Source organism: Salipiger mucosus DSM 16094, assembly GCF_000442255.1.
Lineage (GTDB): Bacteria > Pseudomonadota > Alphaproteobacteria > Rhodobacterales > Rhodobacteraceae > Salipiger > Salipiger mucosus.
In genome coordinates this window covers 110,171-127,299 of record NZ_KE557277.1, presented here as the reverse complement: position 1 = coordinate 127,299, position 17,129 = coordinate 110,171, and the positions used below count along the sequence as shown (strand labels likewise).

Below are 17,129 nucleotides of genomic sequence, written 5' to 3'. Positions count from 1 at the left end.
CCGATTGACGGAATCGCGGCGCCGTGCGGCAGTGGTAGGCATGAGACTGCGTCCCCGCCCCGATGCCCCGCCCCGGGACTTCAGCCGCGCCCAGCGCCGGGGGCGCGGCGCGTGAGCGCGACGGGCGCCTTCGCGGTGACGGAATACCGGGACCGCACGGCGCGCGCGCAGGCCGCCATGGCCGAGCAAGGCCTCGCCGCCCTGCTGCTCACCACCGAGCCCGACATCCGCTATTTCACCGGCTTCCTCACGCGGTTCTGGGAAAGCCCCACCCGGCCCTGGTTCCTCGTGGTGCCCGCGACCGGCAAGCCCGTCGCGGTGATCCCGGCGATCGGCGCGCATCTCATGGCGCAGGGCTGGCTCGACGACATCCGCACCTGGGCCTCGCCCGACTACGAGGACGACGGCGTCTCGCTGCTGGCCGAGGCCCTGGCCGACTGCGTGCCCGCGGGCGGCACGCTCGGTGTGCCCCAGGGCCGCGAGACGCACCTGCGCATGCCGCTGGCCTCCTGGGCGGCTTTGCAGACCGCCCTGCCCGACCGGCACTTCGGCAGCGACGCCTACATCCTGCGCGACCTGCGCATGGTCAAGTCGCCCGCCGAGATCGCGCGTATCGAGACCGCCTGCGCCATCGCCGGGCGCGCCTTCGCCCGCCTGCCCGAGATCGCGCGCGGCGGCCGCCCGCTCGATGCGGTCTTCCGCGACTTCCAGCGCCTCTGCCTCGACGAGGGCGCCGACTGGGTCCCCTACCTCGCCGGCGGCGCCGGGCCCGGCGGCTACGGCGACGTGATCTCGCCCGCGACGGACACCCCGCTCGCCGCCGGCGACGTGCTGATGCTGGACACCGGCCTCGTGCACGCGGGCTACTTCTGCGACTTCGACCGCAACCTCTCGGTCGGGCCGCCCACGGCCGAGGTCGCCCGCGCCCACGAGCGCCTGATCGAGGCCACGCGCGCCGGCTTCGACGCCGCGCGGCCCGGCGCCACCGCCAGCGACGTTTTCCGCTCGATGGCGTCGGTGGTGGGCGAGACTGGCGTGGGCCGGCTGGGACACGGTCTGGGGATGCAGCTGACCGAACCGCCCTCGCTGATCCCCGCCGACGACACCGTGCTGACCCCCGGCATGGTGCTGACGCTGGAGCCGGGCATCACCCTCGGGCCCGGCCGTATCCTCGTGCACGAGGAAGACATCGTCATCCGCGAGACCGGCGCCGCCTGGCTTTCGCCCCCCGCCGACCGCATGGAGGTTCTGGAGACATGAGAGGCCCCTTCCCCCACCGCCTGATCGAGGAACGACCGCCGCAGATCGGGCTGATCGTGCTGCAGACAGACGAGAGCATCGAGATGGATTTCCGCCGTCTCGTGCCGCTCGAGACCGAGCTCTTCGTGACCCGCGTGCCCTCGGGCACCGTCGTCTCGCCCGAGAGCCTGGCCGAGATGGAGCATCACATCGCCGGCGCCGCCGCGCTATTTCCGCGCTCGGCCCGGTTCAGCGCCGTCGCCTACGGCTGCACCTCCGGCACGGCCCAGATCGGCGCGGGCGAGATCGCGCACCTGATCCGCGGCGCCACCGAGACGCGCGACGTGACCGAGCCGCTCTCGGCGCTGGTCGCGGCCTGCCGGTCGCTGGGAATCCGCCGGCTGGGGCTGCTCTCGCCCTACGTGGCGCCGGTCTCGGAACGGCTGCGCGAGGTGCTGGGCTCGCACGGCATCGAAACCCCGGTCTTCGGCAGCTTCGAGGTCGCCGAGGAAGAGCGTGTGGCGCGGATCGACGGGCCCTCGCTGCGGGTCGCCGCCGAGGCGGTTGTGCGCGACGCCGATGTCGACGGGTTGTTCCTGTCCTGCACCAACCTGCGCACCCTCGACGAGATCGAGGGGCTCGAGGCGAGGCTCGGCATGCCCGTCCTCGCCAGCAACCAGGTGCTGGCCTGGCGGCTGATGTCGCTTGCGGGCGTGACCCCGGTGGCCGGCGCGCCGGGGGTGCTGTTCGACACGCCCGCGCAGGCCGAGGCCCGCGAGGCCGAAGCCTGAGGGCTGCGGCCGGCCCCGCTCAGTGGCCGGCCATCCGCTTGTCGTCGAAGCCCAGGGGCAGCAGCGCGAAGGCGCCCAGCGCGGCCAGCCGGTGCGGCATGACCACCGGGCAGCCGAACATGGCCTCGAGCCTTGCGGCCATGCCGTCGACATCGCTGGCGGCCGTGCCCAGCCCGAAACTCCAGATCACCACCAGGTCGCGCGGCGCCTGCGCCAGCCGTTCGGCCGCCGGCATGAGGTCACCCTCGAACCCCTCGTAGGCCAGCTCGAGCCGGTCCGCGAAGGGTTGCCCGCGAAAGAGCGCCTGGTCCTGCACCGCGTGACCGATCGAGCTCATGAGACCCAGCCGCAGCCGCCCCCGCGTCGCCACCGCGTTCGAGACCACGCGCATCACCGCCTCGCAGGGCGCGATCAGCGGCACCCCGGCGCGGAACTGCCCCGGCGCGAAGTCGGTGCTGCAGCACAGCACGATGCCCTGTGCGCCCTGCGCCTCGAGCCGGTCGATGGCGTCCTGAAAGAGCGGCAGTGCCCAGTCGAGATCGACGTAGACGTGATCCCAGCCCGCGCCCAGCCGGTTGCCCGTGGCGCCCGGCACGTGGACATGCGCGCCCAGCACCGGGGCGCCCTCCTCGGCCAGGTGCGGACGGATCTCGTCCCACCCGAGCGGATCGAGGATGTGGTCGCTCACGATCTCGACCTCCACGCCCAGCGCGCGGGCGATGCCCGAGAAATACCTGTCATAGTCGCGGGGCCCCTGCCCCGTGGTGACGAGCCCGAGTTTCATGCCAGTCGCTCCCTCGTGAACCGCTCAAGCGCGGCGGTGTCGATCTCGAATCCCAGCCCCGGCGCATCCGGCACCGGAACCGTGCCGCCGCTCGCGGCCATGTCGCGGGGGTGCGGCGCGGGCCGCGTGATGTCGCCTGCCAGGCCCTGGCTCGCAGGTCCCGGCCCCTGGTGGCAGATGCCGCGTGTCGCGGGCGTGGCGGCGGCCAGGATGCGCGAGGCAAAGCGCGAGATGCCGAAGGTCAGCCCGCCGCCGATCACCAGCGGCAGGCCGGCCGCCTCGGCGATGCGCGCCACGCGCAGCGTCTGGGTCAGCCCGCCGGCCTTGGTCACCTTGACGTTCAGCACGTCGCAGGCCTCTTCGGCCACCAGCGCGCGGGCGTCCTCCGGCAACTTCAGCGACTCGTCCGCCGCGATGGGCACGCCGCTCTCGCGGCAGAGCCGCATGCCGTCGAGGTCCCTGGCCGCCACCGGCTGCTCGACGTAATCGATGCGCAGGCCCCGCAGCGCGTCGAGAAAGCGCCGCGCGCCGTCGCGGTCGAAGCCACCGTTCGCATCGACCCGGATGCTCGCGCTCTCCGGCAGCGCGGCGCAGGTCTCGCGGACGCGGGCAAGGTCGGCCTCCATGTCGCGGCAGGTCACCTTGACCACGACACCGCGATAGCCCTTCGCGATGACCTCGCGCGCCCGTAGTGCGGTCTCGGGCACGGGCAGTGCGCCAAGCGTGTAGTCGATGGCGATCTCGCGACCCGCCTCGGCCCCCAGCAGTGCCGCCACCGACCGGCCCGCCGCGCGCCCCGCGATGTCCCAGAGCGCCTGGTCCGCCGCCGCGACCACCGCCGCATGCGGCCCAACCCGCTCCAGCAGCTCGTCCACCACGGCGGCGATCACGCCCGCCGGGTCCGCCTGCAGCCCCGCAAGGTCCAGGCCGATCAGGCGCGGCCGCACCACGTCGCGCAGCAGGGCAGCGAAGTCGCCCGGCGCCTCGGTCAGCGAAACCGGCACGGCCTCGCCCCAGCCCGTCACGCCATCGTCGGTCTCGAGCCGCAGCACCACGTTCTCGAAGGCCGAAAGCCGGCCGCGCGAAATCTCGTAGGGGCGCTCCAGCGGGATGCGGACGCTGAAAATCTCCGCAGTTCGGATTTTCATGACATTGCCTCCGCGATATGTTGTGATATATCTGTTGACATATCTTTTTATGCGTCAGGAAATGGCGACAGGCAAGCCAAATGCCGACCCTTTCGCAACCAACAGAGAGGACGCACCATGCGCCCGACCCACATCCTGACCTGCGTTCTGGCCCTTGCCGGATCGTCGGTCGCCGCGCAATCCTACGAGGATGCGCTGCTGAGCTCCGGCACGCTGACCATCGGCACCACCGGCTCGTCGCCGCCCTCGACCATGTATAACGACAGCGCCGAGCTGATCGGCATCGACGTCGACCTCGCCACCAAGCTGGCCGAGGACCTCGGTCTCGAGCCCGAGTTCGTGGTGCTCGACTGGTCGGGGATGCTCGCGGGCGTGCAGTCGGGCCGCTTCGACATGGTCGCCTCGTCGGTCTCGCGCACGGCCGAGCGCGTGGCCTCCGCCGATTTCCACATGAGCCAGGCCTATATCGCCAACGGCGTGGGCGCGGCCATGCACGAGGACACCACCGACATCACCTCCTGGGACGACGTCTGCGGCAAGCAGTTCGGCATCGTGAAGGGCGCCGTGCAGATCGAGAAGGTGGCCGAGGCCTATGGCGACGACTGCATCGGCACGCCCAACGAATACCCCGGCTGGACCGAGCTGCTGCTCGACCTCCAGAACAAGCGGATCGACCTGCTCGTCGGCAACTACATCACGCCGGCCTACCTCATCACTTCGACCGAGCGCCCGCTGCGGATGCTGCCCGAGTCGCTGGGCGTGTCCGGCAACGCGCTGGTGATCCAGCCCGACAACCCGGCGCTGGCCGAGGCCATCGACGATCTGCTGACGCAATACATGGAAGACGGCACGCTGACCGAGATCACCAAGAAGTGGATCGGCACCGCCCTGTCGCTGGACGACATCGGCGAATGACGCCAACGGCGACCTACGATTTCGTCATCGTGGGCGCCGGGGCCACGGGCTGCGTCGTGGCGGGCCATCTCGCCCGGCGCTTCCCCGAGGCCTCCGTTCTGCTGGTCGAGGCCGGGCGCGCACGCCCCGGCCTCGTCAACACCGTGCCCCGGCTCGGCGCCTTCGCCCCCTTCCGGCGCGGCACCAACTGGCGCCACACCGCAACGCTCTGCGGGCGCGAGGCGGCGCTCTTTCAGGGGCGCATGCCGGGCGGCTCCTCCGAGATCAACGGCATGGTCGTGAGCCTCGGCGCCCCAGAGGACTACCGCCCCTGGCAGGAGGCCGCGGGCGACGACTGGGCTCCCGAGACCTGCCTTGCAACGATGCGCGGCCTGCAGTGCCGTGATGGCGCCCACGACGCGGCGAACGGGAAAATGCAAACGCGGCAGCTGCGCGCGCCTTCAGTCCTCACGCGCGCGTTCCTCGATGCCGCCGCCGAGGCCGGGCAGCCCGTGGTCGCGGACCTCAACACCCGTGGCGGGCCGCGCTTCGGGCTGGTCGATGCCAATATCCGGGGCGTGCGCCGCCACTCGGCCCGCGCCGCCTTCCTGTCGCCCTGGCCGCACAACCTCACGCTTTGGCGCGGGGCCGAGGCGCAACATTTCACCACCGACGCGCAGGGCCGCGCGCAGATCACGCTGCGCAGGCGCCGCGCCCGGCAGACCGTCCTGACCGAGGCCGAGCTGATCCTCGCCGCCGGCGCCATCGGCACGGCGGCGCTGCTGCTGCGCTCGGGGCTGGGTCCCGCCGACGTGCTGCGAGAGGCCGGCATCGAGGTGGCACAGGACATGCCCGAGGTCGGGCGCAACCTGCAGAACCATCCCTCCTTCACCCTGCGCGTGCCGACCCGCGGCGACAGCCTGAAGGACCTGCTGCGCCCCGCCGAAGGCCTGCGCGCGCTGGCGCTCCAGGCGGCCGGCCGGCCCGGACCGCTGTCAGAGCCGCTCTTCGAGGCGGCGGGCTATTTCGCGATCCCCGACACCGCGCAGGCGGCCGGAGGGCAGCTCATCATGGCCCCGGTGCTTTTCCCCGACGGGCCAAGGCCAGGCCTGCCGCGCCGCCACGGCATGACGCTCGCGATCCAGCAGGGCTGCCCCGAGAGCCGCGGCCGTCTCGTGCCCCGCGCGGGCGGCGGCCTGTCCATCGATACCGGCGCGCTGGACGATCCCCGCGATGTCGAGGCGATGGGCGCGGCGCTCGCACAGGTGCAGGAGATCCTGTCCCGGCCCGCGCTCGCGCCGCATCTCGACGGACGCGATTGCCTTGCCCGGATCGACGCGCTACGCCTTCGGCAGGAGATCGGCACCGCCTACCACATGGCGGGCACCGCCCGCATGGGGCGCGACGCCTCGGCCCCCTGCACCCCGCGCCTGCGCCTTCGCGCGCCCGGCAGGGTGCGAATCGCCGACGCCTCGGCGATGCCCGCGATCCCCAACGCGGCGCTGCACTTTCCCTCGATGATGATGGCCGCGCGGGCGGCGGCCTTCATCGCCGAGGACCACGACACCCCGGTCCGCCCACGGGCCGCCTGAGACCCGAGAGCAACGCGACCATGTCCCCAGACCTGCCCTACCCCTCCGTCCGCCAGCCCGTCATGGGCGACAGCGCCGTGGCCACCTCGCAGCCGCTCGCCGCGCAGGCGGGCATGGCCATGTTGCACGCAGGCGGCACCGCCGTCGACGCGGCCATCGCCGCCGCCATGGCCCTGACCGTGGTCGAACCCACCGGCTGCGGCATCGGCTCGGACGGCTACGCCATCGTCTGGGACGGCACCGAACTGCACGGCCTCAACGCCTCCGGCCACTCGCCCGCCGCCTGGACGCCCGAGCGTTTCGAGGGCCTTGATGCCATGCCCCAGCGCGGCTGGGACTCGGTCACCGTGCCCGGCGCCGTCTCGTCCTGGATCGCGCTCTGGCGCCGGTTCGGCACGCTGCCACTGGAACAGATCGCGGCGCCTGCCATCCGTTTTGCCGAGGACGGCTTCCCGGTCAGCCCGACCATCGCCCGGCTCTGGGCGGCCGCCGCCCGTACGCTGAGTGACCAGCCCGGCTTTGCTGACTGCTTCCTGCCCGGCGGCCGCGCCCCGCGCGCGGGCGAGCGCATGCGCCTGCCCGACCACGCCGCCACCCTGCACCGCATCGTCCAGACCGAGGGCGAGGCCTTCTACCGCGGCGAGATCGCCGAGCGCCTCGCCGCCGACGCCGCCGCGCATGGCGCCTACCTGACGGCCGAGGACATGGCCGCACACGAGCCCGAATGGGTCGGCACCATCGCCACCCGTTTCGGCAACACCCTCGTGCACGAGATCCCGCCCAACGGGCAGGGCCTCGGCGCGCTGATCGCGCGTGGGGGTGCTCGACCGGCACGACTGGCGTGGCGACCTGGATTCGGCGCGGGTGCAGCACCTTGCCATCGAGGCGGTGAAACTGGGCCTCGCCGATGCTTACGAGCACATCGCGGACCTCGGCCACATGCGCCACGCGCCCGAGGCCTTCCTCGCGTCCGACTACCTCGACTCCCGCGCGAAACTGCTCGACCCGGCCCGCGCGGGCGACCCCTCGCATGGCGAGCCCGGCCCCGGCGGCACGGTCTACCTCTCGGCGGCGGATCGCGACGGGCGGATGGTCTCCTTCATCCAGTCCAATTTCATGGGCTTCGGCTCGGGCGTGGTGGTGCCGGGCACCGGCGTCTCGCTTCAGAACCGCGGCGCGGGCTTTTCGCTGCGGCCCGATCACGTCAACCGCGTGGGCCCGCGCAAGAAGCCCTTCCAGACCATCATCCCCTGCTTCGCGACCGACCTTGCCGGCGCGCCAGAGATGTCCTTCGGCGTCATGGGAGGCCCGATGCAGGCGCAGGGCCACCTGCAGATGGCGCTGCGCGTGCTGGGCCACGGGCAGAATCCGCAGGCCGCGGCCGACGCACCGCGCTGGCGCGTGACCTCGGGGCGCGGCGTGGTCGTGGAAAACACCTTCGACCCGGAGCTTGCGGATCAGCTGCGAAGCATGGGGCACGAGATCCGGGTCGAGACCCCCGACGCGGTCTTCGGCTTCGGCGGCGCGCAGCTGATCCGGCGCACGGCCTCGGGCTATGTCGCGGGCAGCGATCCGCGCAAGGACGGACAGGCCCTGGCGTTCTGAAGACCCAAAACGCCCCGGCACCGATCGGTGACCGGGGCGTGACGGCCCCGGCGGGCCGAGATCGCGGGCCTTTATTCAGATGGCCATGCCGACCTTGCCGATCACCCAGACGACGACCGCGACACCGACAACCAGCTCCAGTGTCTGGGCCCGGCGCCAGGCGCGGGATTTCCTGCTGCGTTCCCGCTCGATTTCCGTTTCGATTTCGGCATCGGACATGTTCATCTCCACGTTCTGCGGTCAGCACCAGTGCGGGCGTGCACCTAGGCGAGTGGCAGCGGATGACTCTCCGCGACCCGGTCGTTCGATGGTTCGAGTCCTAGGTGCCGACCGTCCGCTTCGACAGTCTCGCACCGGGGTATCCGCCTGCGCGGAGGGTCAGCAGGGATACCCGGTCAGTCCCTCGCGGGGACATCGGGATAGGTGGACCTATCCTTTCGGATTGTCTGCGCACCAGCGGCGCAGACCCGCTTTGGCCTCGGCGCGCCGCCATGTCGTGTGGCGCCAAGACCATCCGGATCAATCCTCCGCCCACGGGGGAGGATGGGGTCAGCACCGCCGTACGGAATTCCCCGTGGCACCGGCGCGCGATACCGATGTCATCAATCGGCTCATGCGCCCGACGTCAGCGCGGACACGAACCAGAACAGCAAACCCGAGACGAGAATTGTCTCGGCAATATACATCACGCGACGGACGCGCTTTTGTTTTTCGACTTCGTTTTCGATTTCGGTCCTGGTCATTTTCGCAACCTTCTGATTGCATGAAAAACACTTTGAATTCGGGACGATACGGTGCAGATTTTTCTTGGTGCCACGCATCAGCCCTGATAAGGCCATTAAGCATGACGGCTGTGCCGTTAGCGTGTTGGAAATATGGCAATCTGTAATTAACCGCGCCACATTCAATATATGGTTGTATTAATTGGCGAAATAAACAACTTAAGATTGAACCGAAAATGCCGGAAATCCGCCGTCGACAACTCATAATTTCAGACTTGAAATAGACTACCGCATTGGTTGCGCCGCACGCACCATCCGACGAATCGCCGCCGTCTGACCGGCAGCGCGGCCGTCAGCGCAGCACTTCGGACAGGGCGCGACGCGAGGCCGGTGTCGACATCTGTTCGTGCAGCCGCAGGAACTCGGCTTTCGCGGCAGAGCGCTGGCCGGAATTCAGGTAGGCATACCCCCGCAACAGCGCGAGATCCCTGCGCACGATGCCGGTGACGCGTTCCAACTCGTCGAAATAGGCAATGGCGCGGCGGTATTCCTGTCGCTGGTAGGCGGCCACACCGCGCTTGTCGAGGATCTGGCTCTCGATCTCCAGCCGCTGCGCCTTGTCGAAATGCGTTCGCGCCGCCACAGCAGCAGCATCGTCGACCATGTCGAGCCGCAGCATCGCGAGCGCCATGCCATAGGACGAGTCCAACCTTGTCTGCGCCGTCGGCGCCCGCGCCGCGGCGACGCGGAAATCGGACAGTGCTTCCATCGGCCGGTTGGAATTGAGGGCACACCACCCGCGCTGCGACAGCACGGCACCATGTTGCGAGTCCGCGGTCAGCGCCAGGCAACGGCTCCAGTCGCCGCGATCCGCCGCCTGCCGCGCGCGCGACAGCACGGCCGGACCGCCGCCCGAGGCTGCGGCGCCTCCGCCAATGGGCCGGGGCCGGGCGGCCGACACGGTCGGGCGACGCGTGGCGAGGCCCTGCGGCCGCGCGACCGGCCGGAGGCTGGCCAGGGGCGTGGTCCTGCTTGCGGGAAGGTCGGTCACCGTGGATGTCTGCGATCCGGCCGGTCCCGCGACGCGCGGGCGCGTCACGCCCGTGGCGACAATCCCCGCGCGCAGCCTGTCCTCGACCGTCGTGATGCGCCCGGCAGCCGACGGCGCCTGTGCCCGTGCCGCCTCGGCCAGTTCGGCCAGTTGCGCAACGCTCGCCACGGCGGCCGACTTCTCGAGCGTGGCGATGAGGATGTCGGAATCGGTACAGCTTCGCGCAGTCGCCCTGTAGACCTCTAGCGCAGCGCCGGACTGCCCCAGTGCCACGTATTGCTCGGCAAGCAGCCAGGCGTTGTTCACCCGTTCGCAGCGCAGCAACTCGGGGTTGCTGCGCGCGATACGAACGGCGGCGGTGCCGTTCCCGGCCGACACCGCTTCGCTGAAGCGCTCCTGTGCCTCGCCGATCGACAGGGTCTGCAAGAGCTGCGCCGAGGGCGTCCATTCCGGGTAGGCGGTCGACGTCCGTTCGATCGTGCTGCGCGCGCCATCGAAATCCCCATCGGCAATCTGCGAATAGATCCGGTCGATCGTCTCGGCCGGAACGCCGCGCTGCAGCCGCGTCAGATCCTCGGGCGCCGTCCAGTCCGGGTAGCGCAACTGAAGGCGGCGGATCTCGGACCGGATCGCCTGCTCGTTGTCCTCGGCGATATAGAACCGCAGCGCCTCGAGGTCGGCATCCGTCGGCGTCTGCGCGGCGGCGTGTGACAGGCAGAACGCCTGGACGAGTATCGCGATCGCGCAGTTGGCGAGGGGTCGGCGGAAAATTCTCATAGCGGAATGCACATCGGTGAGCCCTTGGCCTGGGCGATCATTGCGAAAACCTGCATGGTCGCCGGGTAGTACGGATCGCCCGGGGCATAGGGCGGGATCTCCGAGCCGATCCGGTTCTCCGCCGCGCAGGTCGACAAGGCCGCGATGGCCTTGTAGCCGGCCTCCCGGCCGGTCGACAGGATGTCCCCGGTGGCGCGGTCGATGACGGTGGCGGCCGTGCCTTGCGGCGCCCTGGTCTGGGCCTCGGCGTAGCGCAGGACGGCCGGATGGTCCGACAGACCCGACCAGATGAGGAAAAGCGGCAGCCGCATCGCCTCGTACCCCGCGTCGAAGGAAAACCCCTCGGCCGGGCGCAAGGTGCCGTTCGCGACCTCGACCCAGTCGGGCACCACGCCTTCGGCCGCAAGCTCTGCGGCGATGGCACCGCCCTTGCGCGCCGCCCGTGCAAGGACCGGCAGATTGAATTCGGTCGCAAGTTCGGTCAGCGCCAGCGGCATCGCGTAGCAGGGATTGATGATGGCGCCCGCATCGGTGGTGAACCCCCGCGCCGCAGGCAGGAGCAGCGGCTCCCCGTCGCTTGCGGTGAAGATGCAGCTTTCGGCCAGGTCAGACGCAATGGCCCCTGCAGCGTCGCGGTATTCGCCCACGCCGAAGCGTCGCGAGGCCAGCAGCAGCGCCCAGGCCCGGAAGAGATCGCCATCGCTCGCGTTGTTGAGGTCGGGCACATGCCCGGCCAGGTCCGGCAGCCAGCGCCATGCAAGGAGCGAGTCCGACCGGATGCCGAGATTGACCCGCGCCCAGACATCCATGCGGTCGAAGGCGCGACGATCGCCCATGATCGCCGCAATCAGCATGCCGTAGCCCTGCCCCTCCGAGTGGCTGGCGCCCTGTTGAGGCCCGTCGATGACGCGGCCGGTAGAGGCCATGTTGGCCTCGCGCCAGGCCGTCCAGACATCGCGCAGATGACTGGCGATGCCCTCGTCCTGCGCCAGAACGGGATGGGCCCGGAACGCCGCGAGGCAGGAAACAGCAGCGGCGCCGGATATCAGGTCGCGGCGGTTCATTCACGCCTCCGTCTGCTCAGCAACATGATACCCATAGCGATCACCGAAGAAAAAAGAGCTAACGACAACAGTGGAAGAACGTAGCGGCCCGGCGTGATCGTCACGTAGTTGCCGACAACGGCACGCGCGTTGGCCAGGGTGAGCGGCTCGTGAAGCCGCAGCGGCCGGCTGGAGGAATGCCAGCTGGTCCAGCCGGCATCCGACGAAAAGAGCGAAACCTGCCCGTTGGGCCCGCCGTACTGGCCGTGCAGAAGTGCCAGCGCGGCGACGACCGGCCTCGGGTCCACGTTCGGCCGCACGATCAGCCAGACATCTTGCGGGGCGTTCGTGTCGGGCTGGATCAGCATGGCCTCGGCCGCCTGCCCCTGCAACCAGGTCTCCAGGCTGGATTCCGGTCCCTGCCAGATCGCGACGAACCACTCGCGCAATCTGGCGGGCAGCTCGCGCGCCCGGTCCAGATCGTGGAATACCCGCCACCAGCGGCCTTCGTTCACTCGCTCCCATGGGTCCACTGCCTCGGTCTTCTCCGAAACTCGCGTAAGAAGAACCTCCCGCAACCTTGAGTTGTTCCCGCCCACGACGTCGCCCGTCATCGACGTGAGGTCCGAGGGAACGCCCACGGTCAGCCGGGCATGGTTGGCCGTCTCGTCGCGGTCGCCGCTGTCCCCCGTCGCATAGATTGCCGCGAGCTGGGGCAGGATGCCAAGCGACAGCGTGCCCTGGGCCGCATCGCTCATGCCGATGCCCTCGGGCCGGATGTTCTCGAAGACCCTGTGGATGTCCGGCATGGACATGGCCGGGGACGGCGGAACATGCAATTGCGTCGTCCCGTCGACGCGGAAGATCGGTGACGAGCGCGGAACGCAGGCCTCGTCCGGGGGATCGCCCGGAACCAGCGCCTCGAAGCTCAGTTGGTTGACGCCGGGCCGCAGGGTGTTGGCGGGAAAGGGAATCCGCAGGGTGTCGAGCGCGCGATCGGCCGACGCGGCCTCGTCCAGCGGCAACAGGCGGACCGTCGTGCCGTTGACCTTCACCAGGAGCAGCGATCCCTCGGGCAGATCGCTGTCGAACCAGTAGTCGAGCAGCAACTCCGCGCGTTGCGACGCCAGCAGGAGCCAGTTTCGCGGCAGCCGGAACGACACGGCCTTGTTGATGTAACGCCCGCGTCCCTCGATCTGCGGTGCGCCCAGCTCCTCGAGGGACTGCGGCGCGCCCGGCTCGAGTCGGGGCGTTTCGGCCTTGTCCGCGCCCCTGGGCAGCGCGCCCAGAAGCAGCGCGCCCGTGTCGGCGTATCGACCCGCGTTCGCGAGCAGCACGATCGCGCCGTCGCCGCCGCGGCGGAATTGCGGAAGATCGGGGTCCGTCCGCCCCGACGGCAGGACCGTGACCCGCGCGAGCTGCGCCGGACCGTCGACCGCGGTGTAGTACTGGGCAAAATCGATGTCGGGCGGCAGCCCGTCGAAAATGTCTCCGACCCTCGCGATCACGGGGGCCGCGTCGGCGATGGGAAACTCCCGGCCCGAGGTGCGGATCGTCACCGCCCGCCCACGCCCCAGCTCGGCGGCCACGGCCGACAGAAAGCCCAGCGGATCGGTGCCCAGCTCGTTCGGCATGACCTCCACGCCGCTGCCCGAGAGCAGGATGTCCGTCCAAACGCTGAAGGCGGCATCCGGTCCGCAGAAGACCCGGTGAACATGCCGCACCTCCAGCGTGACGAGGTTGCGGCCCGTCCGGAGCACGCCGTCCGGAACCTGCAGCCTGTCGGTCCTGGCGGCATCGAAGTTGTCCGGCACGAGGGTGCCGATGAAGGTGCCGTTCACGGACACTCCGATTTCGGAGCGCTCCGGCAGGACGTCGATGGAGCTCTGCGACGCCATGGCGAGGGTCGCGCCGCCGGGCACCGACGGCAGAATGAGGGCGAACTCGGCGGTCTCGAACTGGCCCTGTATCCTGTAGCTCACGCGATCTGTGCTGATCTGCGGGCGCGTCGGCCGCAGCGGCAGCATGATCGGCTGGGTGGTGGGCCCCGCGTCGGAACCGGCAACGCCGCGGTTTCCGTGCTGCTGGACCGTCGGCGCGACACCCGGCTCGCTCGGCGCCACGGTCGCGGCATCGGGCACGTCGGGCAGGTCGTCGAGTTCGATCAGCTGCGCCGTGCCCTCCCGGGGCAGCAGCCACCAGATCAAGGTCAGAAGAAAGACTGTTGCGCCACGCGACATCACCGGCTCAATCCTCGATCTCAAGGTATTCGGGGTCCCGGCGCCGGGCGTGTGCGGGCCCCGATGCCACCGGCGCGGGCTGTTCGTACAGGGCCTTCGCGAAAGCATCTTCCGGCACCGTGAGGTCGGCCGCCAGGTGGCGACGCCGCCGGGCGGGCTCGCGGGCAAAGTCGAAGAGGGACTTCGGGACCGACACCAGGCTCTTGCCGAGGACGTAGACGAAGCCGGTCAGCAGCGTGGTCCCCTGCGGCCGGACCTTCCGGAAGAAGTGCCAGCGCGAACTGTCGCCGTAGACGATATGCGCCGCAAGCCGGCTGGCGGGCACAATGTGATCGGGCGCCACCTCGAGCCCGATCCGGATGCCGTCGACGCCGCCCCGCACGTCTCCGATGGTGGCAGGCAGCGGCTCTTCGAGCTCGGGCGCCTTCGGCAGCACGGGCGCAAGCGTCACGGCCCGGCCCTCCCATCCGCCGTCCTGCCACTCGCGTCCCTCGGCGCCGCCAGGGGCGACGTCGAGCTGCAGTTGCACCGCGGCTGCGCTGGCGGCGATGATCGTGACGTCAAGGGTCGTCGCCTCGTCCGTGTCCCCTGCGTCCGGGTCCGGTTCCAGCGTGAGCCGCGCCGGGGTCGAAACCGCCGTCCGCGGCTTGACCAGCCGCCAGGGCCGTTCGAACACCGCCCGCAGGGCAAAGGCCGCGAGCAGGAAGTTGTAGGCGTTCCAGGCCCCGACGATCTGCACCACCGCCCGGTCGCCGGGGAAGTAGATCCAGCGCACCACCCCCGCGACCAGGCCTGCCAGCAACAGCCCGGCAAGCAGGACAAGCGGCCGAGCGATCGGCGACAGGAAGGCATGGTCCAGCCCGTCGTCCTTGGCCGTGACCTTGAAGGTCGCCGCGCGCGGCCGCAGGATCGTCCCGATCACGGCCCGCAGCACGTAGGGCGTCTGGGCGATCTCGTAGACCTCGGACACCTGCGGCCACCGCACGTTGGCGTAAAGCGCGTTCTGGATCATGAAGCCGATCAGCAGGTACGGGAGGATGTAGGCCAGCACCTCCTCCGCGGTCACGACGAAGATCTCGAGACCGAAGAACAGGTAGACCATCGGGCTGAGCAGGAAGACCGTGCGGACCAGCGGGAAGAGCCAGAAACTCATGGAATTGATGTAGCAGACGCGCTGCGGCAGCGAGAGCCCCTTGCGAAACAGCGGGTTCTTCAGGATCAGCATCTGGATCATGCCGGTCGCCCACCGACCGCGCTGCTGGATGAAGGAGGCGAAGGTCTCGGGCTGCAGGCCGGCCACCATGGCATGTTCGACGTACATGCTCTCCCAACCGCGCGAGTGGATCTCGAGCGCGGTCTCGGCATCCTCGGTGATGGTCTCGCCCGCGATACCGCCGACCTCGTCCAGCGCCCGCCGACGCAGCAGCGCCGCCGAACCGCAGAAGAAGGCGCCCCCGAGCCGGTCGAGGCCACGGTGGATCTCGGTGTAGAACATCTCGTTCTCCGAGGGGCAGACCTCCGGGAGCGCGAGATTGCGCTCGATCGGATCGCGGTTGGTGAAGAAATGCGGCGTCTGGACGAGGAACAGTCGCGGGTTCTCGGCGAAATATCCCACGGTCCGCGTCAGGATGTCCCGCGTCGGGACGTGGTCGGCATCGAGCACCAGGACGATCTCGCCGTCGAGCTCCTTCAGCGCGGCATTCAGGTTGCCGGCCTTCGCACTCTCGTTCCGGGCGCGGGTCGTGTAGACCACGCCCATCTTCTCGCAGAGCGCCTGCAACCGCGCCCGCCTCTCTCGCGCGGCCGCGGCGATGGCGGGGTCGGCGTGGTTGCATCGCTGGTCGGTGCCCCCGTCGTCGCACAGCACGACGGTTTTCTTGTCCTCGGGATAGGTGACGCGCTTGGCCGCCGCGAGCGTGACGGCAAGCAGCTCGTCGCTCTCGTTGTAGGACGGCACGAGGATGTCGACGCTCGGCACCTCCGTGAGCTTCAGCCGCGGCGGAGGCGGATGTGACACCGGGTCCGCGGTGACCAGGGCGGACAGGAAGAACAGCCCGACGGTAAAGGTCTCTGCCGCGAACAGGACCAGGGCCGCCGCGAGCGACAGCGGGTCGTCCAGCGACGGCAGCGTCTCCAGAAGGCGCCAGATCCAGTAGCGCAGCACGAAGACCGAGGCGATCGCGAGCACGGCGAAGCGCACCGGCAGGCTGCCGTGGACGAAGGGCTTGAGCGCGAAGATGGCGATGCAGGTGACGATCGCGAGCAGGCCCTGCACCGTCACCGATGTCGGCACCGAGGCCAGGAACAGGATCGGCACCAGCAGCGCGACCCAGACCGGCAGCAGCAGCCACAATGTCCCCCGGGCGATGTTGATTCGGCCGCTCATGGCTGCGGCCCTGCCAGCGGGGAGAGCATCTCGGGCGCGCCCCGCGCCGGCAAGCCGGTCGCCGCGAAGCCCGAAACGCTGGGCCGCGCGGGCTCGAGCGCCTCTTCCACGGACCCGTGGATGCAGTTGCGCAGCATCATGTCCGCGATGGCCGCATCGGCCGGCACGACCCGGGTGGTCGCGTCCAGACGCCGGAACGCGAGGACACAGTTCAGGCCCGCCTGGTTTGTCCAGACCGCCCAGCTGAGCGTGCCAAGCACATCGTCCTCGGTGCGGAACGAGAGATCTTCGAAGGGATCGAACGGATGCGGCGTCCCCTCGGGCCCGAGCAGGTCGAGCGGCCGGAAGCGCCCCATGTTCACGAGATCGCCCCGGCGCGCGCGCAGATGCATCACGTTCTCTCCACTCAGGGCCGTTCGGTTCGGCAGCAGGATGCGTTGCTCGCTGACCGGACCGAGCGCCCGTTCGAGCACGAGTTGCGTTCCGTCGACCGCCACCCAGGCATCGGATGCCCGCTGCTGGACGAAGGGTTCGCTCTCGAGCGACATGCCGAATTCGGTGGGCGTCAACGGAAAGGTCTGGCACCCGCCCAGCGCCGCCAGCACGGAAAGCGCGAACGCCCGGCGCATCGCGGCGGCCCTGCAGGTTGTCAGCTTTTCGTACAGGATGTTCAGCACAAAACTCCCCACGTCCGTCGCTGCGATGCGGCGGCACCCAGAAATCTCGGCTGAAGGTACAGTCGAATTCCGCTTTCAGGAACGTGGCGTCAGGTCAAATCGCGCAGGAGTTGCAATTTTGCAGGCATCCCCAGTTCCGCTTGCCTGCCGTACCGGCTGACCCGGCCGCGCGGCAAAGAC

General features: G+C 69.8%; 14 protein-coding genes and 1 pseudogene. 6 read left to right on the top strand and 9 right to left on the bottom strand.

The genetic code is table 11. The features are described from left to right. Window positions 1-111 precede the first annotated feature (111 nt). Both SALMUC_RS14520 and SALMUC_RS14515 read left to right on the top strand, forming a co-directional pair. The gene (locus SALMUC_RS14520; RefSeq protein WP_020038788.1) at window positions 112-1,260 is read left to right on the top strand and encodes a M24 family metallopeptidase; all 1,149 of its coding nucleotides are present in this window, start codon (window positions 112-114) and stop codon (window positions 1,258-1,260) included. Beyond that, the gene (locus tag SALMUC_RS14515) at window positions 1,257-2,030 is read left to right on the top strand and encodes a maleate cis-trans isomerase family protein (protein WP_020038789.1); all 774 of its coding nucleotides are present in this window, start codon (window positions 1,257-1,259) and stop codon (window positions 2,028-2,030) included. The genes SALMUC_RS14520 and SALMUC_RS14515 overlap by 4 nt, the downstream gene beginning before the upstream one ends. Before the next feature lie 19 nt (window positions 2,031-2,049). On the opposite strand, the gene SALMUC_RS14510 is transcribed toward SALMUC_RS14515, so the two are convergent. Both SALMUC_RS14510 and SALMUC_RS14505 read right to left on the bottom strand, forming a co-directional pair. Next, a complete protein-coding gene (locus tag SALMUC_RS14510) occupies window positions 2,050-2,814 on the bottom strand; it encodes an AroM family protein (protein ID WP_020038790.1) in 765 nt (254 codons plus the stop codon). Further along, the gene (locus tag SALMUC_RS14505) at window positions 2,811-3,962 is read right to left on the bottom strand and encodes a mandelate racemase/muconate lactonizing enzyme family protein (protein ID WP_020038791.1); all 1,152 of its coding nucleotides are present in this window, start codon (window positions 3,960-3,962) and stop codon (window positions 2,811-2,813) included. Before SALMUC_RS14505 ends, SALMUC_RS14510 begins: the two co-directional genes overlap by 4 nt. A gap of 117 nt (window positions 3,963-4,079) precedes the next feature. On the opposite strand from SALMUC_RS14505, the gene SALMUC_RS14500 reads away from it, so the two are divergent. The 4 genes and pseudogenes from SALMUC_RS14500 (at window position 4,080) to SALMUC_RS31680 (ending at window position 8,053) form a co-directional block, all read left to right on the top strand. Then, entirely contained in the window at window positions 4,080-4,877 is a 798-nt protein-coding gene (locus SALMUC_RS14500) for a substrate-binding periplasmic protein (protein ID WP_020038792.1), read from the top strand. Then, the gene (locus tag SALMUC_RS14495) at window positions 4,874-6,448 is read left to right on the top strand and encodes a GMC family oxidoreductase (protein WP_020038793.1); all 1,575 of its coding nucleotides are present in this window, start codon (window positions 4,874-4,876) and stop codon (window positions 6,446-6,448) included. Before SALMUC_RS14500 ends, SALMUC_RS14495 begins: the two co-directional genes overlap by 4 nt. 20 nt (window positions 6,449-6,468) lie before the next feature. Next, window positions 6,469-7,194, top strand: a pseudogene (locus tag SALMUC_RS31685) (gamma-glutamyltransferase); the annotation flags it as partial. A gap of 67 nt (window positions 7,195-7,261) precedes the next feature. Further along, window positions 7,262-8,053 carry a gamma-glutamyltransferase gene (locus SALMUC_RS31680; RefSeq protein WP_342663040.1) on the top strand — a complete coding sequence of 264 codons (792 nt, stop codon included), beginning with the start codon at window positions 7,262-7,264 and terminating at the stop codon, window positions 8,051-8,053. Window positions 8,054-8,128: 75 nt separating this feature from the next. On the opposite strand, the gene SALMUC_RS29890 is transcribed toward SALMUC_RS31680, so the two are convergent. From SALMUC_RS29890 to SALMUC_RS14465, 7 genes are all read right to left on the bottom strand, one after another. Continuing rightward, on the bottom strand, window positions 8,129-8,272 hold the full coding sequence (locus SALMUC_RS29890) for a hypothetical protein (protein WP_156883522.1): 144 nt from the start codon (window positions 8,270-8,272) through the stop codon (window positions 8,129-8,131). Between the two features lie 392 nt (window positions 8,273-8,664). Next, on the bottom strand, window positions 8,665-8,796 hold the full coding sequence (locus SALMUC_RS31550) for a hypothetical protein (RefSeq protein ID WP_020038796.1): 132 nt from the start codon (window positions 8,794-8,796) through the stop codon (window positions 8,665-8,667). A gap of 331 nt (window positions 8,797-9,127) precedes the next feature. Beyond that, window positions 9,128-10,603, bottom strand: coding sequence for a hypothetical protein (locus SALMUC_RS14485; RefSeq protein ID WP_020038797.1), 1,476 nt, complete (start codon window positions 10,601-10,603; stop codon window positions 9,128-9,130). Continuing rightward, complete coding sequence (locus SALMUC_RS14480; protein WP_020038798.1) at window positions 10,600-11,667, bottom strand: family 8 glycosyl hydrolase; 1,068 nt, start codon at window positions 11,665-11,667, stop codon at window positions 10,600-10,602. Before SALMUC_RS14480 ends, SALMUC_RS14485 begins: the two co-directional genes overlap by 4 nt. Beyond that, on the bottom strand, window positions 11,664-13,886 hold the full coding sequence (locus SALMUC_RS14475) for a cellulose biosynthesis cyclic di-GMP-binding regulatory protein BcsB (protein ID WP_020038799.1): 2,223 nt from the start codon (window positions 13,884-13,886) through the stop codon (window positions 11,664-11,666). Before SALMUC_RS14475 ends, SALMUC_RS14480 begins: the two co-directional genes overlap by 4 nt. A 7-nt stretch (window positions 13,887-13,893) precedes the next feature. Beyond that, on the bottom strand, window positions 13,894-16,272 hold the full coding sequence (gene bcsA, locus SALMUC_RS14470; protein ID WP_021120429.1) for a UDP-forming cellulose synthase catalytic subunit: 2,379 nt from the start codon (window positions 16,270-16,272) through the stop codon (window positions 13,894-13,896). Then, complete coding sequence (locus SALMUC_RS14465) at window positions 16,269-16,949, bottom strand: hypothetical protein (RefSeq protein WP_020038801.1); 681 nt, start codon at window positions 16,947-16,949, stop codon at window positions 16,269-16,271. Before SALMUC_RS14465 ends, bcsA begins: the two co-directional genes overlap by 4 nt. Between the last annotated feature and the right edge of the window lie 180 nt (window positions 16,950-17,129).